Below are 22,693 nucleotides of genomic sequence, written 5' to 3' on the forward strand. Positions count from 1 at the left end.
GGCAAGGTGAGCAAAAAATCAGACCCGGCCGTAGGCGAAACCGCTGGCCCCCTGCCAGCCTTCGATTTCGTCAATCAGGCGCAGCAGCGGCGTCAGTTCGCGGTAGCGCAAGGCGGTGCTGCGGATGTAGTGGATAAAGCGCGGCGCATCGGCCAGGTATTTGGGCTTGCCGTCGCGCAAGGTCAGGCGCGCAAAAATGCCCGCCACTTTCAGGTGCCGCTGCAGCGCCATCCAGTCCACCGCGCGGTAAAAGCTGCCAAAGTCGCTGCCCCAGTCTTCGAAATCGAGCAAGCCGGTGCGGCGCGCCTGCTCCCAGTAGCGCACCGTCACGTCCAGCACCACGGCTTCGTCCCAGCTCAGGAAGGCGTCGCGCATCAGGCTGGCGATGTCGTAGCTGAGCGGGCCATAGACGGCGTCTTGGAAGTCGAGCACGCCCAGGCGGCGCTGCGGCTCGCGGGCGTCGAAACCGGCGTGGGGCAGCATCAGGTTGCGCGGCATGTAGTCGCGGTGTACGAAGCCCTGCGGGGCCGCTAGGTTGCGCTGCACGATCAGATCGAAAGTCTGCGCCAGCGTCTGCGTCTGCGCCGGCGTGAGCGCCCAGCCTTTGTGCCGCCCCAGGTACCAATCGGGGAACAGTTGCAGCTCGCGCCGCAGCAAGGCGGCGTCGTAGGCGGGCAGCTGGCCGGGCCGGCTGGCTTGCTGCCAGGCCAGCAGGGCGGCGATGGCGTCTTTGAAGTAGGGCAGCGCGGCCTCGGGCTGCTGCGCATCCAGCACCTCAAGCAGGGTCTGCTGGCCCAGGTCGCTCAGCAGCATGAAGCCGAGCTCGGGCTGCCAAGCCAGCACCTCGGGCACGCGCACCCCAGCCGCGCGCAGCAGCTCAGCCACTTGCACGAAGGGGCGGCAGTCTTCCTGCGCCGGCGGGGCGTCCATGACGATTGCACAGCCGCCGCCGTGGCGGTCGAGGCGCAAATAGCGCCTAAAGCTGGCATCGGCCGAAGCCAAGCGCAGGCTGGCGGGCACCAGGCCGTGCGCGCGGGCCTGTTCGGCCAGCCAGCGCTCAAAGGCCGCGGCACGCGCCGGGTCGCTCCAAGAAATGGGTTCGCCAACGGACAGGGGGGCAGAAGTCATGGTCGCTTGGGGCACTCAGGGTGGGTGATAATCGCCGCTGATTCTACGCAGCCCCTGGCAGCCTGTCGGACTTGGGGCGTCGAAAGCGAAAATCGGCCCCAGCGAGCACAGTTTGCGCCGGATTCGCCGCCCCATAGCCCGGCTATGGGGCCAGAAGACGGTGAAAAATGGGCCGCTGCGGTCGATTTGCAGCCGACGATTCCCAAGTCCGACAGGCTGCTAGCGACGGCCTGATTCGGCCGCGTGGCCCCGAACCTGCTCCACATGCCCACTATGCTGCGCCCTATGGGCCGAACCGTTTCCTACCCGACCGCCTGGTCTGGGCAACACCCGGTGGGTGCGCGCCTGCGCGCCTGGGCGCAGGCTTGCCTGCTGGCTTGCATGGCGGCACCGGCTTGGGCGCAGCCCCCCAGCCCGGACGCGCTGGCGCTGCAATTGAGCGAGCGGCTGCAAGAGGGGCTGAGCGCGCCGGCCTTGGCCGAATCCGCGCTGCTGCTGTCGGCCGAGCGCATGGCGGGGCAAGCCGGGCAGGAGGTGCGGCTGGAGGGCCAGGCCGAACTGCGCCGCCACGACCTCGTGCTGCGCGCCGACACCCTGCGCTACGACCCCGCCAGCGACACCGCCCATGCCCAAGGCCAGGTGCGCATCAACCGCATGGGCGACATTTTCGAAGGCCCGGCGCTGAGCTTGCAACTCGAGACCCGCCAAGGGCATTTCGAGTCGCCCCGGTTTTCATTGTTGCGCCACGGCGGCTATGGCGAAGCGGGCCGGATCGATTTTGAAGGGCCGGGCCGCACCGTGGCGCACCAGGTGCGCTACAGCACCTGCCCGCGCCCGCGCGACGCCAACTGGGAGCCCGACTGGTACTTAAGCGCAAACCGGATCGTGTTCGACCAAGAAACCGACACCGGCACCGCCACCGGGGCCGTGCTCAATTTTCAGGGTCTGCCTATCTTGGCCGCGCCATGGATCAGCTTTCCGCTGTCGGACCAGCGCAAATCGGGCTTGCTGGCGCCGACCTTCAACCTCGACAACGTCAGCGGGGTCGAGCTCACCCTGCCCTACTACTTCAACCTGGCCCCGAACCGCGACGCCACCCTGTTCCCGACCCTGATGAGCGAGCGCGGGATCGACTTGGCCGGGGAATACCGCTACCTAGAGCCGCGTTACGCCGGCCAGGTGCGCGCCGCCTTCATGCCCGACGACCGCTTGCGCGACGCCGACCGCTGGGGCCTGTCGGCGCAGCACCAGCACCTGCTGCCCGACTTGGCTGGCCTGAGCGGGCCCAGCTTGAGGCTGGACCTCAACCGCGTCAGCGACGACAACTACTGGCGTGACTTCCCGCGCACCAGCACCTCGCTCACCTCGCGCCTGCTGCGCAACGACCTGGAATTGAGCGCCCGCCATGGCAACTGGGCCTTCAGCGCCGGCGCCTACACCTGGCAGACGCTGCAAGACCGCGACGCCCCCATCGTGGCCCCCTACGACCGCCTGCCGTCGCTGTCGGCCAGCTACCGCAGCGGCCCCTTCGGCTGGGCCGGCACCGAAGGCTGGAGTGTGTCGCTGCTGACCGATGTGACGCAGTTTCGCACCGACCGGCAGCCGCTGATCGGCGCCTTCAACCAGCCCACCGACGTCAATGGCACGCGCTGGCTGGGTGTGCTCAACGTGGACAAAACCTGGCAAGGCCCGGCTGGCTACCTGCGCCCGGGCCTGCAGTTGCACGCGCGCCAGTACCAACTCGAGCAGGCCGTGGGCCCAGTCGGGGCGCGTGAACGCAATCCGAGTGTGCTGGTGCCCACCCTCACCCTGGACTCCGGCTTGGTGCTGGAGCGCGACGCGGTCTACTTTGGCCGTGCGGTGCTGCAAACGCTGGAGCCGCGCCTGTTGCTGGCGCACACCCCGTACCGCCGCCAAGGCTATCTGCCGGTCTACGACAGCTCGGCCTTTGACTTCAACCTGAGCTCGATCTTTTCGGCCAACCCCTTTGGCGGCCACGACCGCATTGCCGACCTGAGCGCGCTCACGCTGGGCGCCACCACGCGCTTGCTCGACCCGGCCACCGGCGCCGAATGGGCCAACCTGAGCGTGGCGCAGCGGGTGCGGCTGCGCGACCAAGAGGTGGTGCTGCCTGGACAACAAGCCATACGCGAGCAACTGAGCGACGTGCTGCTGAGCGGCAACCTCAACTGGAGCCCGCAGTGGGCCTTCAACGGCACCTTGCAGTACAACCCCGAGCTCGGGCAGACCGAGCGCACCACGCTGGCCGCCCGCTACAGCCCGGGCGACTTCCGGGTCTTCAACGTGGCCTACCGCTTGCAGCGCGACACCAGCGAGCAGATCGACTTTGGCTGGCAGTGGCCGCTGAGCGATTTGCTGCGCGGCCCAGCCGTCCCGGCCCTGGGGCCAGGGCGTGGACTCGGTCCGGGGCACTGGTACAGTGTGGGCCGGATCAACTACAGCTTCACCGAACGCCGCATCGTCGATCTGATCGCCGGTTTCGAGTACGATGCGGGCTGCTGGATCGGCCGCATCGTGATCGAGCGGCTGCAACAAAGCCGCACCCAAGCCAACCAGCGCATCTTGTTCCAGCTCGAGTTCGCTGGCTTTTCGCGCATTGGCTCCAACCCCTTGCAGGTGCTGCGCGACAACATCCCGCGCTACCAGTTCCTGCGTGAAGAAATCAACCCGCCCAGCCGTTTCCAGCGCCATGAATAACCTCCCCTCAAGCCTGCGGGCACGCCCGGCACCCTTGCCTCTGCTGCTGTGGGCCTTGGCTGGCTGCCTGTGGGCAGGCACCGCCCACGCGCAACTGCAAAGGCCAGCCCAAGCCGTCACCGCGCCGCAGGCGGCGCCCGCTGCGGCCCGGTCGGCAGCGCCGCCCAGCGCCGTGCCGGTGCGCGACCTCAATCGCATCGTGGCCTTGGTCAACTCGGAGCCGATCACCGAGCGCGAGCTGCGCACCCGCATCGAGCGGGTGCAGGCCACCCAAGGGGCCAACCTGCCGCCGGCGGCAGAGCTGGAGCGCCAGCTGCTGGAGGCGCTGATCATCGAGCGCACCCAGACTCAGTGGGCGCGCGCGTCCGGCATCGTCATCGACGCCGCCGCGCTGGCCGAAGCCGAGGCCACGGTGGCGCGGCAAAACGGCGTCACGGTGGCGCAACTGCACCAGCGCCTGCAAGCCGACGGCTTGAGCCTGAGCGGCTTTCGCGCCAACCTAGAAAATGAGCTGCTGCTGCTGCGCGTGCGCGAGCGCGAAGTGGCGGCACGGGTGCGCATCACCGAACTCGAAATTGACGCCTACCTGCGCCAACACAGCAGTGCGGTGGCTGCGGCACAAACGGCGCTGCACCTGGCTCAAATCGTGATCGCCCTGCCCGAGGGCGCCGACGCCGCCACGGTGGCCGAGCGCCAAGCCCGGGCCGCTGACTTGCTGCGCCGCGCCCGCGCTGGCGAAGACTTCGCGGCCTTGGCGCGCCAGCACTCCGATGGCCCCGAGCGCGGCGCCGGTGGCCAAATGGGCCTGCGCAGCGCCGACCGCTACCCCACGCTGTTCGTCGAAGCGGTGCGGGGACAGCCGCGCGGGGCGCTGGTGGGGCCGCTGCGCAGCGGGGCCGGTTTTCATGTGCTGCAGGTGCTGGAGCAGCGCAACCTCAACCTGCCGCCCACGCACTTAACGCAGACGCGGGCGCGCCACATCTTGCTGCGCCCGACCAACGCCGCCGAAGAGGCCGCCGCGCTGCAGCGCCTGAGCGAGTGGCGCGCGCGCCTGCTGGCTGGCACGGCGCGCTTCGAGGATTTGGCGCGCGAGCACAGCCAAGATGGCTCCGCCCCCGAGGGCGGTGACTTGGGCTGGGCCAGCCCAGGCCAGTTCGTGCCCGAGTTTGAGCAAACCATGAACCGGCTCGCTCCCGGTGAAGTGGCGCAACCGCTGCGCTCGCGCTTTGGCCTGCACCTGATCGAGGTGGTGCAGCGGCGCGAGGTCGAAACCAGCGCGCTGGAGCGGCGCAACTGGGTGCGCGCGCGCCTGCGCGAGCAACGCAGCGAGCAGGCCTACGAGGAATGGGCGCGTGAACTGCGCGGGCGGGCTTACGTCGAACTGCGGCTGAGCGAACGCTGAAGGCCCAGGTGTCCGCGCGCCGCCCCCCTCACAGCGCCCCGGCGCTGCACCAAGGCCACTTGGCGCGCAAGCGCTTCGGTCAGCATTTTCTGTCTGACCAAACCATAGTCGAGGCCTTGGTGGGCGCCATTGCGCCGCGTCCGGGCCAATGGGTGGTGGAAATCGGGCCTGGCCTGGCGGCCCTGACGCAGCCGCTGGTCGAACGCCTGGGCCGCCTGACGGTGATCGAACTGGACCGCGATCTGGCCCAGCGCCTGCGCACCCACCCGCAACTGCAGGTGATCGAGTCCGATGTGCTGCGGGTGGATTTTGCCTCGCTCCTGCCCCAGGCAGACCCAGCGGCCGAGCCCATGGGCGATGCCGACGGTGCAGGGCCGGCGCGCCTGCGCATCGTGGGCAACCTGCCCTACAACCTCTCAAGCCCGATCTTGTTTCACCTGCTGCCCTGGGCCCACCTGGTGCAAGACCAGCACTTCATGCTGCAAAAGGAAGTCATTGAGCGCATGGTGGCCGCCCCCTGCAGCGCCGCATATGGCCGCCTGAGCGTGGTGTTGCAGTGGCGCTACGCCATGGAAAACGTGCTGTTCGTGCCGCCACAGAGCTTCACACCGCCGCCGCGCGTCGACAGCGCGGTGGTGCGCATGGTGCCGCACGCGCAAGCCGCCGCGCTGCATTGGCCAACGCTAGAAGACACGGTGCGGGTGGCGTTTTCGCAACGGCGCAAGCTGCTGCGCCACAGCCTAGGGCGCTGGCTGACCGAGCAAGGCTACGCTGGGCACTTCGACCTGCAGCGCCGGGCCGAAGAAGTGCCCGTGGCCGAGTACGTGGCGCTGGCGCAGGCCCTAGCAGGCACCGCGCCAGCCGCACAGCCGCCGACTCAGGCTGCCGAAAGCCAGTAACCGGCGTTGAAGGGGCTGCTCATGCGCAGCGCCTGCGGACTGACATCGACCAGCTTGTCGGTGAGCTGCGGCTCTTGGCCCAGCTGCAGATCGGCCGCCTTGGGCGCGCGCGCCACCGAGAAAGAGTAGAAGCAGCGAAAAGGCACCTTGCGCTCGCTCCAGTAGTCGGCCACGTCGCGAAAAATGTCGAGCAACTGCTCGCGCGCTTCTTTGTCGAACTTGGGGCCCGTTGGGATGTGTTCGAGCACCACGATGAAGCCGGTTTGCTGGCCCGACTTGTGCAGCCCATCGGTGAGCTTGTCGTGCAAGGCGTCGAAGTTTTTGGTCGCTTGCACCGGCAAGTTGGGGTGCTGGGCCACGAGGTCGATCACGTCTTGCTTGGTCAGGGCGGCGGCAAGGTCGGCATACAGGAAGCGGTGCCCGAGTTGCTCGGCTGCGGCTTGCAAGTCTTTGACCGTGTGGGCACGGATCGATTGCACGATGTTGGTTCGCACGTGACGAAGGGGGTTGTCCATCTCGGCGCTGGTCCAGAAAATAGAAAAAAGAAAACAAGACCAACCAAACGCTATGCGGCAGCGCCACTAAAAAGCCCGTCCGGCTATTTCGTCGAGCGTGTTAACAAGCGCTTGGCTGCGTGGAAAAAACACGATACCCAAATCGAGGCTTGGGGGCGATCTGCGGATGCGAAACGCCACCTTTGCCTCGAAACGATCCCCCGATTTTGCCTCAAGCACCCCGAAAATGCAAGCAAAATCCTCTGGCGTCAGCGGGTATCAAGCGCCCGTGGCGCCTGCTGCGACCGCACGCGGCCCCACATTGGCCTCGGCCACGCACAGCGCCGTCATGTTGACGATGCGCCGCACCGTGGCGCTGGCGGTGAGCACGTGCACCGGCTTGGCCACCCCGAGCAGCATCGGCCCGACGGCGATGCCGCCGCCGGCTGCCGTCTTGAGCAGGTTGTAAGAAATGTTGGCGGCGTCCACATTGGGCAGCACCAACAAGTTGGCTTCGCCCTCGAGCGCGTTGCGCGGCATCAGGCGCATGCGGGCGGCGGCATCGAGCGCCACGTCGCCGTGCATCTCGCCCTCTACTTCCAGCCACGGCGCGTGCTCGCGCAACAGCTCCAGCACGCGGCGCATCTTGAGCGCCGAGGGCTGGTCGGAGGAACCAAAGTTGGAATGCGACAGCAGCGCCGCCTTGGGCGTGATGCCAAAGCGCAACATCTTGCGCGCCGCCATCTGGGTGATTTCGGCCAGTTGCTCGGCGCTGGGGTCGTAGTTGATGTGGGTGTCGACCATGAACACCTGGCGCCCGGGCAGCATGAGCGCGTTCATGGCGGCGTAGCAACTGGCGTGCGGGCGCTTGCCGATCACCTGATCGATGTAGTGCAGGTGGATTTGCGGCGTGCCCCAGGTGCCGCAGATCAGTCCGTCGACGTCGCCCCGGCGCAGCAGCATGGCAGCAATCAGGGTCAGGCGGCGGCGCATCTCGATTTTGGCGATCTGCTCGGTCACGCCACGGCGCTCTTGCAAGCGGTGGTAGTCCTGCCACAGCTCGCGGTAGCGCTCGTCATGCTCGATGTTGACCACGTCGATATCGCGCCCGACCTGCAAGCGCAGCCCAAACTTTTCGATGCGCTGCCCAATCACGGCCGGGCGCCCGATCAGCATGGGGCGCGCCAGCCCCTCATCGACCACGATCTGGCAGGCGCGCAACACGCGCTCCTCCTCGCCCTCGGCGAACGCGATGCGCTTGTGCTGCGCCTGCTTGGCAATCGCATAGACCGGCTTCATGATGGTGCCGGAAGCAAAGACGAAGCTTTGCAGCTTTTCGCGGTAGGCCTCGAGGTCGGCGATCGGGCGCAGCGCCACACCCGAGCGCGCGGCCGCCTCGGCCACCGCCGGCGCGATCTTGATCATCAGGCGCGGATCGAAGGGTTTGGGGATCAGATACTGCGGCCCAAAGGACAACTGTTCGCCCACGTAGGCCGCCGCCACCACCTCGTTTTGCTCGGCTTGTGCCAGCTCGGCGATGGCGTGCACGGCCGCAATCTCCATCTCGTCGCTGATGGTGCGCGCGCCGGCGTCGAGCGCACCGCGAAAGATGTAGGGGAAACACAGGACGTTGTTGACCTGATTCGGGTAGTCGCTGCGCCCTGTGGCCATGATGGCGTCGGGGCGCACTGCCTGCACCTCGTGGGGCAGGATTTCGGGGGTGGGGTTGGCCAGCGCAAAAATCAGCGGCCGCTGCGCCATGGCGCGCACCATCTCGGGCTTGAGCACGCCGCCGGCTGAGAGGCCCAAAAACACGTCGGCACCCGCTATCACTTCGGCCAGCTTGCGCTGCGCGGTGGGCTGGGCAAACTGGGCTTTGTCGGGGTCCATCAGCTCGGTTCGGCCCTCATAGACCACGCCGGCGAGGTCGGTGACCCAGATGTTTTCGCGCGGCAGCCCGAGCTTGAGCAGCAGCCCCAGGCAGGCCAGCGCCGCCGCCCCAGCGCCCGAGGTGACGAGCTTGATCTCGTCGATGCGCTTGCCCACCACCTTGAGGCCGTTGAGCAGCGCCGCCCCAACCACGATGGCGGTGCCATGCTGGTCGTCGTGAAAGACCGGGATTTGCATGCGCTCGCGCAAGCGCCGCTCGACATAAAAGCAGTCCGGGGCTTTGATGTCTTCGAGGTTGATGCCGCCGAAGGTGGGCTCCAGCGCGGCGATGATTTCGACCAGCCGTTCCGGGTCTTTTTCGTTGATTTCAAGGTCGAAGACGTCGATGTCGGCGAACTTTTTGAACAGCACGCCCTTGCCTTCCATCACCGGCTTGGCCGCCAGCGGCCCGATGTCGCCCAGGCCCAGCACCGCCGTGCCGTTGGTGATGACGGCCACCAAGTTGCCGCGGCTGGTGTATTTGTAGGCGTTCACCGGATCGGCCACGATCTCTTCGCACGGCGCCGCCACGCCGGGCGAGTAAGCCAGCGCCAGGTCGTGCTGGTTCGTGAGCTGCTTGGTGGCGCGAATGGCGACCTTGCCCGGCGTCGGGAATTCGTGGTACTTGAGGGCCGCGCGGCGCATTTCGGCGCGCTGGTCTTCGGGTGGGGTAAGCATGGATGCGGTCTCCGGCGGGTGCAGGGGCTATGACACGGTGGCGCCGCTGGCCTCAGGGGCTGGCAGCGGATGCGGCTGACTGGCATTGTAGGGCGCACAGACCGCCCCTGTCGCCGCCCAACCTTTCCAGCCCCGCAGCAGGGCCTGCTTGCGCGGCGGCCCTGCGTGGGTCAGGGCTGGCGCAAGGTCAGGGCCTTGGGGGCGTGGCCGCGCAAGGCCGCAGGCCGCTGCTTGGGCTGCTCGGTCTGCCCCGTCCGCCCCGTATCCGCTTGGCCGAGTTGGAACACCGACACCGCCTGCTCCAGCCGCTGAGCTTGTTGGCTCAGGCTCTCGGTGGCTGCGGTGCTTTGCTCGACCAAGGCCGCGTTTTGCTGCGTCACCGCATCCAGGTGCGAGACGGCGATGTTGACTTGCCCTATGCCTGCGCTTTGCTCTTGCGCCGCCGCAGCGATATCGGCCATGATGCCATTGACGCGCTGCACGCTGTCCACCAAGGACTGCATGGTGAGGGCTGCGCGACCGACCAGATCGTTGCCGGTTTGCACCCGCTCCACGCTGACGTTGATGAGGTCTTTGATTTCGCGCGCCGCTTGGGCGCTGCGTTGCGCCAGCGTGCGCACTTCGGCGGCCACCACCGCAAAGCCGCGCCCTTGTTCACCGGCCCGGGCGGCCTCAACCGAGGCGTTGAGGGCCAGAATATTGGTCTGAAAAGCAATGCCGTCGATCACCCCGATGATCTCGCGGATGCGCTCGCTGCTTTGGTGGATTTGAGCCATCGAGCCGCTCAACTGCCCCACCTCCTGCCCCCCGCGCTGCGCGTGGCTGGCGGCTTGCGCCACCATTTCACGCGCTTGGCCCGCCGCCGCAGCGGAATGCTGCACCCCCGCTGTGAGTTGCTCCAAGCTGGCCGCCGTCTGCTGCAGGCTGCTGGCAGCTTGCTCGGTGCGCTGGCTCAGATCGCGGTTGCCGCCCGCAATTTCTTGGCTGGCCGACAGCACGCTGTCGACCGCGTGGCGCACCGTTGCCACCGCCTGCGCCATCCGATCGAGGTTGTCGCGCAACTGCAGCGCCAGCGGGGCCTGCACCTGCGCCCGGCGGGTATCGAGCGAAATCTGCTCGCCTTGGCGGATGCCACTGGCCAGCACCGCCACCTCGGCGTTGTCGCGCACGCTGCCGGCCAGGCGCAGCACCAGGAACACCTGCAGCGCCGTTTGCACCACCACGTAGAACGCGTGCAACAAGATGATGCCAAAGTTGGGCTCGCTCAAGCAATAGACCCCCACTCCCATGGCCTGCAAGCGGTCAAACCCAATGTGGTGCAACGCAAACAGGGCCGCCGCCAACACGATCGGGCGCCAATCAAGGTAGACCAGCAGCAAGGCCAGCGTGACGAACACACCGAAGTGAAATTCGAGCATGCCCATGGCGGTGTGGATGTGCAAGGCCACCAGCGCCACCAGCGAAAAGGTGATGAGCAGGCGCGCCGCCAAATGGCCGCGCAAGGCCACAAAACCCAGCACGCCGGGCAGCGCCAGCCCTACGGCCAGCAGCACCGTGGTGGTGGTCGACAAATCGGGCCGGTTGAACCACCAGCCCAACGCCACCGCGCCCAACACGTACAGGCCCAGCGCGACCAGCAAAATGGCGTCTCCCAAACGGTGCTGGGCGGGCAAACCGGACACTTGCTCAGTAGAATTTTTCATGGCTGCAAAGGGCTTGGGTGGACAGCGGGTAATGCAATTCAAGCATGTGCTTACCCCTCATGGTACCAAACAAAGCCGCCAGCAATGCGAGGGTGGCACCCCATCGGCCAAGGCAGGCGCATCAGCCTGCGGGCAAGGTGTGCAAGGGCAAATCGTGCGCTGCGGCCAGTTGCTCGAGCTGCGCACGGGTGCGTTGCGCCATGAAGGCCGCTACCGCTTGGTGGGCCTGTGCGCTGCCCCAGTCGGGCATGGGCGGCATGTCCAGCCCCACCAACTGCGCCAGCGCAGTGGCAAAGTGCGGCTCCAGCGCCGCCAGCGCCACCCGCCCGTCCAGGCAGGGGTAGAGTCGGTAGCCGGCGTGCCCTCCCCCCAGCAGGGCCCCCGCTGACGTCAAGCCCCACTGCCGCGGCAAGGCCAGCCAGTGCGCGGCCTCGGTCAGCGCCACCTCGCGGTGCGCACCGCCGCCGCTGCGCTGGCGCTGCGCCAGCACCTGCAGCACCGCCTCGCTGGCCAGCAGGGCCCCGGCCATGTCGGCCAGCAGGCTCACCGGCATCTGCAAACCGGGCACCAGCCCGGCTTCGGACTGGTAGCTCAAGTCGTGGCCCGCCTCATCGGCGCGGCCACCCGGCGCCCCCACGATGGCCACGGTGCACAAAGCCGGGTAGCGCGCCCGCAAAGACTCGGCATCCAGCCCCAAGCGGCGCAGGGCGGCAGGCCTAAAGGAGGTGAGCAACACGTCGACGCGCCCCAACAAGGCGTGCAAGCGCTGTTGCCCGGTCGCGCTTTTTAAATCCAGTGTGGTCTGCCAGATGCCCAGGCCCAGCTGCTGCTGCGCTTGCGGGCTGTACTGCGCCATCGGGTCGCCACTGGGCGGCAGCACCTGGGTGCAGCGCGCGCCCATGGCGCGCAGGCGCTGCAAGGCCGCAGGCCCGGGCAGATTCAGCGCCAAACTGAGCAGGCGCGTGCCGTGCAAGGCATGGAGCGGGTGGCTGTTGCTTGACACGGCCGGGCATCAATGCGGCTCGTGGCCGGGTTTCCACTTGATGCCGCAACCCAGGCTGGGGCGTTGCTCGGCCGCCGGGGCGCGCCCGGCCAGCACGGCTTCGATGGCGGCGCGCAAGTCCGCGCCCGTCACCGGCACCCCGTTGCCGGGGCGGGCGTCGTCGAATTGGCCGCGATAGGCCAATTGGTGTGCCGCGTCGTAGAGGAAAAAGTCGGGCGTGCAGGCGGCTTGGTAGGCCTGCGCCACCGCCTGGCTTTCATCGTAAAGGTAGGGGAAGGCAAAGCCCTTGCGCTGCGCCAGTTGCGCCATTTTGTCGGGCGCATCGTCGGGGTAGCGCGCCACGTCGTTGGCGTTGATCGCCACCACCGCCAAACCCTGGGCCTGGCAGGCGTTGAGCACGCGCACCATCTCATCCAAGATGTGCAGCACAAAGGGGCAGTGGTTGCAAGTGAAGATCACCAGCAGCGGCTGGCCACTGAAGTTGGCCAAACCCAGCTGGCGTCCGCTGAGCGGCTCGGGCAAACGGAAATCGGGCGCTGCGCTGCCCAGCGCGCGCATGGTCGAGGGTGTGCGGGCCATGGTGTGGAGCTTTAACAACGGGGAGGGGGGGGGAAACCAAACGGCCCTCGGTGCACGGGCCTTGGTGCCGACCCCAGTGCAGCGAATCGCGTTGGCCCATTCTAAGCCCAAGCGATCTGGGTGCAGCGTGCGCGAGCCGGGGCATGCGTCGGCGCAGACACGCAGCCACCCAAGGCGCTACAGCGCAGCGCCGACCCAAAACCGGCAATCAATTAATAACAAGCTTAGTTGATCATAAAAAATTAATGACTTTACCTGAACGGTCATCATCGGTCTAATCCGCATCTGCCCCTCAGCCACACGCGAAAGTGACCCCATGCCCGGCTTCGACCTGCTGATCGCCAACCTGATCCAACCCATCATCCTGGCCTTCGTCTTAGGTGCGATAGCCGGATTTTTACGCAGCGAACTTGAACTGCCCGCAGCGGTGATCAGCCTGCTGGCCATCTACCTGCTGTTTTCTATCGGGCTGGAGGGCGGGCGCGAGCTGGCGCAGGCCGAATTGGGCGGGCTGTTGCCGCTGCTGGCTTTGACGCTGTTCATGGTTGTGGCCATCCCGCTGCTGGTCTATTCGGTAACCCGCTTGCTGGGGCGCTTTGACATCAGCAACGCAGCGGCGCTGGCGGCGCACTACGGCTCGGTCTCGACCGCCACCTTTTTCTCCTCGCTCACGCTGGCCACCGCCATGGGCACGCCGGCCGGTGGCTACATGGTCGCGATGGTGGCGCTGATGGAGTTTGCCGTTATCTTCTCGCTCTTGATTGCGCGGGTGGCCATGGCGCGCGAACTGGCCGCCAGCAACCAAGCCAACCCGAACCAGATCCGCATCGGCGAGCTGCTGCTCGACACCCTGCGTGGGCGCGGCATTGTGTTGCTGGGCGGCGGCATGATGATCGGCTTTCTCACCACCGACGCGCAGTGGCAGCAAATTTCGCCCTTTTACGACGACCTGTTTCGCGGCATGCTGATGCTGTTCCTGCTCGAAATGGGCATGACCGCGGCGCGCCACATCCGCGCCTTTCGCGAGGTGGGTTGGTTCATGCTCGGCTTTGGCACGCTGATGCCGGTTTTCAATGGCATCGTCGGCGTGACGCTGGGGCAGGCGATCGGGCTGGGGTTGGGCGGCTCCTTTGTATTTGGGGCCCTGTGCGCCAGCGCATCTTTCATCGACGCCCCGGCCGCCTGCCGGGCCTCGCTGCCACAGGCCAACCCGGGCATTTACCTGACTGCGTCGCTGGGCATCACGCTGCCGTTCAACTTGCTGCTGGGCTTGCCGCTGTATTACAGTTACGCCACATGGCTCCATGGCGTGGCCTAAAAAATGCGGCGGCTCCTGTGGGGGGCTCTGTGAGCCTGTATTCATTTAGCCTGCACCCACCGGCTCACCCCGCACAAAGCCCCATGGCAGCGCCACATACGCTGCCCGCCCTTGTGCTTGTGCATGACTTGCCCCGATTGCCCCACCCTGGAGACCCGCCATGAAACGACAACTGGAACACAAAAAGCTGCTCATCCTGATCACCGCCAAGCCTTTGCAGCGCATGGTGATCGAGACCCTTGCCCCGCGCGGCATCGGCGGCTACACCATTTCTTCTGTTACCGGGGCTGGAGCCTCGGGGCTCAACACCGGCACCCTGCCCAGCGACAGCAATGTGATGATCCACATCATCCTGTCGGAGCGGCGGCTGATGGGGGTGCTGGAAGACATCGATGCCCTGATGGAGCGCGGCTACCGCATCAAGGCGATTGTGCAAGACATACAAATCCTGCCACGCAAGCTAGCCGACGCAGCCGGGGCGTAAAAAAACCCCGCTGCTCGGGCGGGGTGGCGCTCTGTGGCTGTGGCAGCAGGCCAGGCCTGCTGCTCGCGGGCTCTTTAGCCGATCAGGGGCTTGAGCTCGCCCTTGTCATAGCGCTTTTGCATCGCTTCCAAGCTGTGGATGGTGCCGATGCGCGAGGCCATGCCAGCCGAACCAAAGGCGCGGTAGCGGTCTTCGCAGATCGCCTGCATGGCTTTGGTGGCTTCTTTGAAAAACTTGCGCGGGTCGAAGTTCTTGCGGTCGTTGGCCAAGTGCCGGCGGATGGCCCCGGTGCTGGCCATGCGCAGATCGGTGTCGATGTTGACCTTGCGCACCCCGTTTTTGATGCCTTCGACGATTTCTTCCACCGGCACGCCGTAGGTTTGGCCCATGTCGCCGCCGTGCTGGTTGATGATGGCCAACCAGTCTTCGGGCACGCTGGAGGAGCCGTGCATCACCAGATGCACATTGGGGATGCGCTGGTGGATTTCCTTGACGCGGTCGATGCGCAGCACCTTGCCGGTGGGCTTGCTGCTGAACTTGTAGGCGCCGTGGCTGGTGCCGATGGCGATGGCCAGCGCATCGACCTGGGTTTTTTGCACGAAATCGGCGGCTTCGTCGGGGTCGGTGAGCAGGGACGAATGGTCCAGCACACCTTCGGCGCCGTGGCCGTCTTCTTCGCCGGCCTGGCCGGTTTCGAGCGAGCCTAGGCAGCCCAGCTCGCCCTCTACCGACACGCCGCAGGCGTGCGCGAGTTCGACCACTTTGCGCGTAACTTCGACGTTGTACTCGTAGGAAGCCGGGGTCTTGCCGTCTTCGCGCAGGCTGCCGTCCATCATCACCGAGCTAAAGCCGGACTGGATGGAGCGAAAGCACACCCCCGGCGTGGCGCCGTGGTCTTGGTGCATACAAACCGGGATGTGCGGGTACATCTCGATCGCGGCAGCGATGAGGTGGCGCAAAAAGGGCTCACCGGCATAGGAGCGTGCCCCGGCCGAGCCTTGCAAAATCACCGGGCTGTTGACCGCCGCCGCGGCCTGCATGATGGCTTGCACCTGCTCCAGGTTGTTGACGTTGAAAGCCGGCAGGCCGTAGCCGTGTTCGGCGGCGTGGTCCAGCAGTTGACGCAGGGAAATGAGGGCCATGAATGTCTCCGTTGCTGTAGAAAATTAGTTGGCGCGGCGCGCCAGCACCTCGAAAGCCGGCAGGGTGCGGCCCTCCAGCACTTCGAGGAAAGCCCCGCCGCCGGTCGAGATGTAGCCCACTTGCGGCTCGATGCCGTATTTGGCAATCGCCGCCAGCGTGTCGCCACCACCGGCGATGCTAAAGGCCGGGCTGGCGGCGATGGCGCGCGCCAGCGTTTCGGTGCCGTGGGAGAAGGCGTCGAACTCGAACACCCCCACCGGGCCGTTCCAGACGATGGTGCCGGCGTTCTCGATCTGCGTCGCCAGCCGGGCAGCGGTCTCGGGGCCGATGTCCAAGATCAGGTCGTCAGGGGCCACGTCGGCCACCGCCTTCACCGTGGCCTCGGCGTCGGCGGCAAAGCGCTTGGCCACCACCACGTCGGTGGGGATGGGCACCTCGGCACTGCGTGCCTTCATGGCGGCCATGACGGCGCGCGCCTGCTCCACCAAGTCCGGCTCGGCCAAGCTGTTGCCGATCGGCAGCCCGGCCGCCAGCATGAAGGTGTTGGCGATGCCGCCGCCCACGATCAGGCCATCGACCTTGTCGGCCAGGCTTTGCAAAATGGTGAGCTTGGTGGACACCTTGGAGCCCGCCACGATCGCCAGCAGCGGGCGCTTCGGTAACGTGCCCCCAACCCTGGCTTCGCCAGGCCCCCCGAGGGGGTGCTGCCCTTCTTGGGGCGGCCCGGCGAAAGGCAGGCCAAGCGCATTGCCGATGGCGTCCATCTCGGCCGCCAGCAAGGGGCCGGCACAGGCCAGCGGCGCCGTTTCGGCGATGCCGTAGGTGCTGCCCTCGGCGCGGTGCGCGGTGCCAAAGGCGTCGTGCACGAAAATGTCGCACAGCCGCCCGAGCTTGGCCGCCAGTTCGGGGCTGTTTTTCTTTTCGCCCTTGTTGAGGCGGCAGTTTTCGAGCAGCACCAGTTGGCCGGGCTGCACCTCAAAACCGCCATCGACCCAGTCGGCAATCAAGGGCACCGGGCGGCCCAGCAGCTCGCTCAGGCGCGCCGCCACCGGGGCCAGCGAATCTTCGGCGCGCCACAGGCCCTCGGTCGGGCGCCCGAGGTGCGACGTCACCATCACGGCAGCCCCGGCGTCCAGCGCCATGCGCATGGCTGGCAGGCTGGCGCGGATGCGCGTGTCTTCGGTGATTTGCAGCGCCTCATTCAGAGGGACGTTGAGGTCGGCGCGGATGAACACCCGCTTGCCAGTGGCCTGACCGCTGGCGCAGAGATCGGAGAAACGCAGGAAGTTCATCGTGCGCCCTTGCTTATTTGGCAGCTTGGCCAACCACGCGCGCCATGTCCAGGCACTTGCAGGAGTAGCCCCACTCGTTGTCGTACCAGGCCACGACCTTGACGAAGGTGCTGTCCAAAGCGATGCCGGCATCGGCGTCGAAGACGCTGGTGCAGCGCTCGCCGCGGAAGTCGCTCGCCACCACCTTGTCTTCGGTGTAGCCGAGCACGCCCTTGAGCGCGCCTTGGCTCTGGGCCTTCATTTCGGCGCAGATTTCGGCGTAGCTGGCGGGGCGCTCGAGTTCGACCGTGAGGTCCACCACCGACACATCGGAGGTGGGCACCCGAAACGCCATGCCGGTGAGCTTGCCCTTGATGGACGGAATCACCACGCCCACCGCCTTGGCGGCGCCGGTGCTGCTGGGGATGATGTTTTCCAAGATGCCGCGGCCGCCGCGCCAATCTTTGTTGGAGGGGGAGTCAACGGTTTTCTGGGTCGCGGTGGCGGCGTGAACGGTGGTCATGAGGCCGCGCTTGATGCCCCATTTGTCGTTCAAGACCTTGGCCACCGGGGCCAGGCAGTTGGTGGTGCAACTGGCGTTGCTGATGATGGCTTGGCCGGCGTAGGTGGCGTGGTTGACGCCATAGACGAACATCGGCGTGTCGTCTTTGGAGGGCGCCGACATGATGACTTTCTTGGCCCCGGCGTCGAGGTGTTTTTGCGCGCCTTCCTTGGTCAGGAAGATGCCAGTGGATTCGATCACCACCTCGGCCCCGACTTCGCCCCATTTCAGGTTGGCCGGGTCTTTTTCGGCGGTCAGGCGGATGCGCTGGCCGTTGACGATCAGGTCCTTGCCATCGACCGCCACCTCACCCTTGAAGCGGCCGTGTACGCTGTCGTATTGCAGCATGTAGGCGAGGTACTCGGGCTCCAGCAGGTCGTTGATGGCAACGATTTGTATGTCTTTGAACTCGGCGATGGCGGCGCGAAACACCATGCGGCCGATGCGGCCAAATCCATTGATGCCTACTTTGATGCTCATGATTGAAAGTCTCCGGGATTAAAATTCAAAATTGTAAGGCTGGGGTGGCTGCCAGCAAGGCCCCGATGTGCTCGACCACCCGATCGGGTGCGCTGGCCTCGATCGGCTGGCCCATGTTGTAGCCGTAGGGCAGCACCCAGACCGCCAGGCCGGCGTTGCGCGCCGTGGCCACATCGATGGAGGAATCGCCCACGAACAGGGCGCGCTCGGGGGCCACGCCAAACTGCTCCAGGCAGCTTTGGATGCCGGCCGGGTTGGGCTTTTTTACCGGCAGGGTGTCGCCGCAGATCACGCGGTCGAAGGCCTCTGTCAACTGGTGCGCTTGCAGCACGGCCTCGGTGTAGCGGGTTTCTTTGTTGGTCACCAGCGCCAGCCGCACACCGGCCGCACGCAGCGCTGCCAGCGTTTGGCGCACCTGCGGGTAGAGCTGGCTGCGGCTGCCGCAGCGCTGCAGGTAGTGCTGGCCAAAGCGGGCTTCGATGGCGGCAAAGCCGCTGCTCTGGCGCTGCGCCTCCACATCGCTGCCCCTAGCCTGGGCCAGCGCCTGCAGCAGCAGCTCGCGCGTGCCGTGCCCGATCCAGTCGGTGATCTGCTGCTCGGCGGCGGCTGGGTGGCCGAGCTCTTGCAGGGTGTCGTTGACGGCGTCAGCGATCTCGGGCGCGGTCTCGATCAGGGTGCCGTCGAGGTCGAACAGGATCAGGTCGTAGGGGCGGGCTGAATTCACGGGGGCAGGGTTCACGGGATAGAGGCTTTGCAGGGTAGGCTCAGGGCGGTGCACGGGGGACTCAATGGCCGGCCGGGGCGCGCTTGAGCAGGGCGCGCACGGCCTCGGCGGCGCGCTCGGCGGTAAGGCCGAAGTGGCGGTACAGGTCTTTGGCCGGGGCCGATTCGCCGTAGCTGGCCATGCCCAGCACAGTGCCGCTGCGCCCCACGTATTTGTGCCAAAAATCGGGGTGCGCGGCCTCGATCGCCAGCGCGGGCAGGTTGAGCGGCAGCACCTTGTCTTGGTAGGCCTGCGGCTGGCGGTCGAAGGCCTGGGTGCAGGGCATGGAGACCACGCGCACGCGCACGCCCTCGGCGGCCAGCGCGGCCTGCGCCTGCAGCGCGATTTCGACTTCGGAGCCGGTGGCCACGATCAGCGCCTGCGGGTCGGCCACTTCGGCCAGCACGTAGCCGCCCTGGCGGATGGCCTCGGCTTGCGCCAGGCTGCTGACGCGGGGCAGGTTCTGGCGCGACAGGCACAGCGCAGCCGGGCCGTCGCGGCGCTCGACGGCGCTGGCCCAGGCCACGGCGGTTTCCAGCCCATCGGCGGGGCGCCAGACATCCAGCCCCGGGATCAGGCGCAGGCTGGGCACGTGCTCGATCGACTGGTGCGTGGGGCCGTCTTCGCCCAGGCCGATGCTGTCGTGGGTAAACACGTGGATTACGCGCTGCTTCATCAGCGCCGCCATGCGGATGGCGTTGCGCGAGTAGTCGCTAAAAGTGAGGAAGGTGCCGCCGTAGGGCAGGTAGCCGCCGTGCAGGGCGATGCCGTTCATGATGGCGGCCATGCCAAATTCGCGCACGCCGTAGCTCAGGTGGTTGCCCCAGGTGTCGCGGCCGGCCTTGACGCAGCCCTTGAAGTTGGTCAGGTTGGAGCCGGTGAGGTCGGCGCTGCCGCCAAAGAACTCGGGCAGCAGCGGAGCCAGCGCGTCGAGCGCGTTTTGGCTGGCTTTGCGGGTGGCAATAGCCTCGGGCTTGGCGGCGATGGCCTCCAGCAGCGCCGGCAGCTTGGCAGCATAGTCGGGCGGCAACTGGCCCGCCATGCGGCGCTCGAACTCGGCCGCCAGTTGCGGGTGCGCGCTGCGGTAGGCCTGCCAGCGTGTCTGCCACGCGGCCTCGGCTGCGGCACCGCTGGCGCGTGCGTCCCAGGCGGCGCTGAGGTCGGCCGGGATCTCGAACGGTGGGTGCTCCCAGCCCAGCGCGGCGCGGGTGGCGGCCACTTCGGCGGCCCCGAGCGCAGCCCCGTGCACATCGTGCGTACCGGCCTTGTTGGGCGAGCCTTGGCCGATCACGGTCTGGCAGCAGATTAGGGTGGGCTTGCCGTCGGCGGCGGCGGCCTGCTGCTGCGCTTGCAACAGCGCCGCCTGCACTGCGGCCGGGTCGTGGCCATCGACGCGCGCGATCACGTTCCAGCCATAGGCCTCGAAGCGCTTGGGCGTGTCGTCGGTGAACCAGCCCTCGACGTGGCCGTCGATGGAGATGCCGTTGTCGTCGTAAAAGGCAATCAGCTTGGGCAGGCGCAGGGTGCCCGCGAGCGAGCAGACCTCGTGGCTGATGCCCTCCATCAGGCAGCCGTCGCCCAAAAAGACGTAGGTGTGGTGATCCACCACGGTGTGGCCGGGGCGGTTGAACTCGGTCGCCAGCAGTTTTTCGGCCAGCGCCATGCCGACCGCGTTGGCCAGCCCCTGCCCGAGCGGGCCGGTGGTGGTTTCCACGCCGGGGGTGATGCCCACTTCGGGGTGCCCGGCGGTTTTGCTGTGCAACTGGCGAAAGTTTTGCAGCTCGCTCAGGGGCAGGTCGTAGCCGGTGAGGTGCAGCAGGGAGTAGATCAGCATCGAGCCGTGGCCGTTGGAGAGCACGAAACGGTCCCGGTCCGGCCAAAGCGGGTTGAGCGGGTTGTGCTTGAGGTGGCGGTTCCAGAGCACTTCGGCGATTTCGGCCATGCCCATGGGGGCGCCGGGGTGGCCGCTCTTGGCTTTTTCTACCGCATCGACCGACAATATGCGGATCGCGTTGGCCATGCGGCGGGCCAGTTCGGGGCTAGGGTTTTTCATGCGAGGTGTTCCAGATCGGGGGCGGGTTCAGGCCAAGCCGAGCGCACGCTTTTTGCGCTCCATCATGCGCCAGATGAAGGGGGTGAAGATGAGCTGCATGGTCAATTCCATCTTGCCCCCGGGCACCACGATGGTGTTGGCGCGGCTCATCCACGACCCGCTGATCATACTCAGCAAGTACTGGAAATCGATGCCCTTGGGCTGGGCAAATCGCACCACGCACACGCTTTCGTCGGCGGTGGGGATGTCGCGCGTGATGAAGGGGTTGGAGGTGTCCACCACCGGCACGCGCTGGAAGTTGACGTGCGTGAGGCCAAACTGCGGCACGATGAAGTTCACGTAATCGGGCATGCGGCGCAAGATGGTGTCCACCACCGCGTCTTGGCTGTAGCCGCGCTGGGTTTTGTCGCGGATGAGTTTTTGTATCCACTCGAGGTTGATGGTGGGCACCACGCCGATCAGCAGATCGGGGTAGCGCGCCACATCGACGGCTTCGGTTTTCACCGCCCCGTGCAGGCCTTCGTAGAACAGCAAATCGGTGTGGGTAGGCAAATCTTCCCAAGGCGTAAAGGTGCCGGGCTCCTGGCCGTAGGGGGCTGCTTCGAGCTCGTTGTGCAGGTATTTGCGGCTTTTGCCGGTGCCGCTGGCGGCGTAGTCGCGAAACAGGGCTTCGAGCTCCTCGAAGCGGTTGCCCTCGGCCCCGAAGTGGCTGAAGTGGCGGTTGCCCTGGGCCTCTTCTTCGGCCATGCGCTGCTTCATGGCTTTGCGCTCGAAGCGGTGAAAGCTGTCGCCCTCGATCACGGCTGCGGTTATAGATTCGCGGCGAAAGATGTTTTGAAAGGTGCGCGTGACGGTGGAGGTGCCGGCACCGGAGGAGCCGGTGATGGCGATGATGGGGTGGCGTTCGGACATGGTGGCAGGTCTCCTAAATTTTGTACTCTGGGGCTGGGTGCTGCGGGCGCTTAGTCGCGAAACAGCGAGCGTGTGGCAAACAGCGGCTCGCCCTCTTTGGCCAGTGCGGGCTCGCGGTGGTAGCGCTCGATGCGCTCGACTTCGTTCTTGCTGCCAAACACCAGCCCGATGCGCTGGTGCAGCGAGGTCGGCTGCACGCCCATCATCGGCTCGCGGCCGGTGCTGGCGCGGCCCCCGGCCTGCTCCATGATCATGCCGACCGGGTTGGCTTCGTAGAGCAGACGCAAACGACCGGGTTTGCTGGGGTCTTTGGTGTCGCGTGGGTACAGGAACACGCCGCCGCGCATCAGGATGCGGTGCGCCTCGGCCACCATGGAGGCGATCCAGCGCATGTTGAAGTCCTTGCCGCGTGGGCCGGTCTTGCCGGCCAGGCATTCATCCACATAGCGCTTGACCGGGGCCTCCCAGAAGCGCGCGTTGGAGGCGTTGATGGCAAACTCCTGCGTGTCGGGCGGGATTTTCATGTCGGGGTGGGTGAGCATGAATTCGCCCAGATTCGGGTCCAGCGTGAAGCCGTTGACGCCACGGCCCACGGTGAGGATCAGCATGGTGGTGGGGCCGTAGAGCGCGTAGCCGGCGGCCATCTGGGTGGCGCCGGGCTGCAAAAAATCGGCCTCGACCACATCGCGGCCGCTGTCGATCACCGCTTGCGGAGCGCGCAGCACCGAAAAGATGCTGCCCACCGAGACGTTGACGTCGATGTTGCTGGAGCCATCCAGCGGGTCGAACACCAGCAAATAGTGACCGCGCGGGTACTGGGCTGGAATTTGGTGCGGCAAGTCCATCTCTTCCGACGCCATGCCCGCCAGGTGGCCCGACCACTCGGTGCGCTGGATGAAGACCTCGTTGCTGAGCACGTCGAGCTTCTTTTGCGTTTCGCCCTGCACATTGACCGAGCCGCCCGCATCGGGGGCATGGTTGCCCATGGCACCCCCGAGCTCGCCGTAGGCCACGGCGCTGGCAATGGCCTTGCAGGCCAGCGTCACATCGAGGATGAGGGCGTTGAAATCGCCAGTGGCCCCGGGGAAGCGGCGCCGCTCTTCTATTAGGAATTGGGTGAGCGTGGAGCGGTTGGTCTGGAGCATGGGTTGTCTCGGTGGTTTTAATTGATCAA

The 22,693-nt window shown here is 66.5% G+C and carries 17 protein-coding genes and 1 pseudogene; 5 read left to right on the plus strand and 13 right to left on the minus strand.

The window, feature by feature from the left end:
* Positions 1–18: 18 nt before the first annotated feature.
* Complete coding sequence (locus SRAH_RS03525) at positions 19–1,128, minus strand: aminoglycoside phosphotransferase family protein (protein WP_029461973.1); 1,110 nt, start codon at positions 1,126–1,128, stop codon at positions 19–21.
* Positions 1,129–1,413: 285 nt separating this feature from the next.
* Here SRAH_RS03525 and SRAH_RS03530 point away from each other — a divergent pair, with 285 nt between their 5' ends.
* The 3 genes from SRAH_RS03530 to rsmA are packed head-to-tail and all read left to right on the plus strand — an operon-like array spanning position 1,414 to position 6,147.
* Positions 1,414–3,846, plus strand: coding sequence for an LPS-assembly protein LptD (locus SRAH_RS03530; RefSeq protein ID WP_232840976.1), 2,433 nt, complete (start codon positions 1,414–1,416; stop codon positions 3,844–3,846).
* Positions 3,839–5,248, plus strand: coding sequence for a peptidylprolyl isomerase (locus SRAH_RS03535; protein ID WP_052369072.1), 1,410 nt, complete (start codon positions 3,839–3,841; stop codon positions 5,246–5,248). Before SRAH_RS03530 ends, SRAH_RS03535 begins: the two co-directional genes overlap by 8 nt.
* Before the next feature lie 8 nt (positions 5,249–5,256).
* A complete protein-coding gene (gene rsmA / locus SRAH_RS03540) occupies positions 5,257–6,147 on the plus strand; it encodes a 16S rRNA (adenine(1518)-N(6)/adenine(1519)-N(6))-dimethyltransferase RsmA (RefSeq protein ID WP_232840977.1) in 891 nt (296 codons plus the stop codon).
* Between the two features lie 119 nt (positions 6,148–6,266).
* Here rsmA and SRAH_RS03545 read toward each other — a convergent pair.
* The 5 genes and pseudogenes from SRAH_RS03545 to SRAH_RS03565 form a co-directional block, all read right to left on the minus strand.
* Positions 6,267–6,662 (minus strand): annotated as a pseudogene (locus tag SRAH_RS03545) (barstar family protein); the annotation flags it as partial.
* A gap of 258 nt (positions 6,663–6,920) precedes the next feature.
* Complete coding sequence (locus tag SRAH_RS03550) at positions 6,921–9,248, minus strand: NADP-dependent malic enzyme (RefSeq protein WP_045476063.1); 2,328 nt, start codon at positions 9,246–9,248, stop codon at positions 6,921–6,923.
* A gap of 170 nt (positions 9,249–9,418) precedes the next feature.
* A complete protein-coding gene (locus SRAH_RS03555; protein WP_076606977.1) occupies positions 9,419–10,951 on the minus strand; it encodes a methyl-accepting chemotaxis protein in 1,533 nt (510 codons plus the stop codon).
* Positions 10,952–11,072: 121 nt separating this feature from the next.
* Positions 11,073–11,954 (minus strand): CoA transferase, encoded by an 882-nt coding sequence (locus SRAH_RS03560; RefSeq protein ID WP_029461980.1) that lies wholly within the window; start codon positions 11,952–11,954, stop codon positions 11,073–11,075.
* A gap of 9 nt (positions 11,955–11,963) precedes the next feature.
* Positions 11,964–12,533 (minus strand): thioredoxin family protein, encoded by a 570-nt coding sequence (locus SRAH_RS03565; protein WP_029461981.1) that lies wholly within the window; start codon positions 12,531–12,533, stop codon positions 11,964–11,966.
* A 316-nt stretch (positions 12,534–12,849) separates the two neighbouring features.
* Here SRAH_RS03565 and SRAH_RS03570 point away from each other — a divergent pair, with 316 nt between their 5' ends.
* On the plus strand, positions 12,850–13,851 hold the full coding sequence (locus tag SRAH_RS03570; protein WP_029461982.1) for a sodium-dependent bicarbonate transport family permease: 1,002 nt from the start codon (positions 12,850–12,852) through the stop codon (positions 13,849–13,851).
* 160 nt (positions 13,852–14,011) lie between these two features.
* Complete coding sequence (locus tag SRAH_RS03575; RefSeq protein WP_029461983.1) at positions 14,012–14,335, plus strand: P-II family nitrogen regulator; 324 nt, start codon at positions 14,012–14,014, stop codon at positions 14,333–14,335.
* A 74-nt stretch (positions 14,336–14,409) separates the two neighbouring features.
* Here SRAH_RS03575 and fba read toward each other — a convergent pair whose 3' ends face one another.
* From fba to SRAH_RS03610, 7 genes are read right to left on the minus strand one after another with little or no spacing between them, the layout of a single operon-like run.
* Positions 14,410–15,477, minus strand: a complete 1,068-nt coding sequence (gene fba / locus SRAH_RS03580) for a class II fructose-bisphosphate aldolase (RefSeq protein ID WP_029461984.1) — start codon at positions 15,475–15,477, stop codon at positions 14,410–14,412.
* Positions 15,478–15,501: 24 nt separating this feature from the next.
* The gene (locus SRAH_RS03585; protein WP_029461985.1) at positions 15,502–16,770 is read right to left on the minus strand and encodes a phosphoglycerate kinase; all 1,269 of its coding nucleotides are present in this window, start codon (positions 16,768–16,770) and stop codon (positions 15,502–15,504) included.
* Positions 16,771–16,783: 13 nt separating this feature from the next.
* Complete coding sequence (gene gap, locus SRAH_RS03590) at positions 16,784–17,791, minus strand: type I glyceraldehyde-3-phosphate dehydrogenase (RefSeq protein WP_029461986.1); 1,008 nt, start codon at positions 17,789–17,791, stop codon at positions 16,784–16,786.
* A 25-nt stretch (positions 17,792–17,816) separates the two neighbouring features.
* Positions 17,817–18,530, minus strand: a complete 714-nt coding sequence (locus tag SRAH_RS03595) for a phosphoglycolate phosphatase (RefSeq protein ID WP_232840978.1) — start codon at positions 18,528–18,530, stop codon at positions 17,817–17,819.
* 46 nt (positions 18,531–18,576) lie between these two features.
* Entirely contained in the window at positions 18,577–20,607 is a 2,031-nt protein-coding gene (tkt, locus tag SRAH_RS03600; RefSeq protein WP_029461988.1) for a transketolase, read from the minus strand.
* A 27-nt stretch (positions 20,608–20,634) separates the two neighbouring features.
* Positions 20,635–21,519 (minus strand): phosphoribulokinase, encoded by an 885-nt coding sequence (locus SRAH_RS03605; RefSeq protein WP_029461989.1) that lies wholly within the window; start codon positions 21,517–21,519, stop codon positions 20,635–20,637.
* A gap of 50 nt (positions 21,520–21,569) precedes the next feature.
* A complete protein-coding gene (locus tag SRAH_RS03610) occupies positions 21,570–22,664 on the minus strand; it encodes a class 1 fructose-bisphosphatase (protein ID WP_029461990.1) in 1,095 nt (364 codons plus the stop codon).
* Between the last annotated feature and the right edge of the window lie 29 nt (positions 22,665–22,693).

Source organism: Serpentinimonas barnesii, from assembly GCF_000696225.1.
In the GTDB taxonomy this organism is placed as follows: domain Bacteria; phylum Pseudomonadota; class Gammaproteobacteria; order Burkholderiales; family Burkholderiaceae_C; genus Serpentinimonas; species Serpentinimonas barnesii.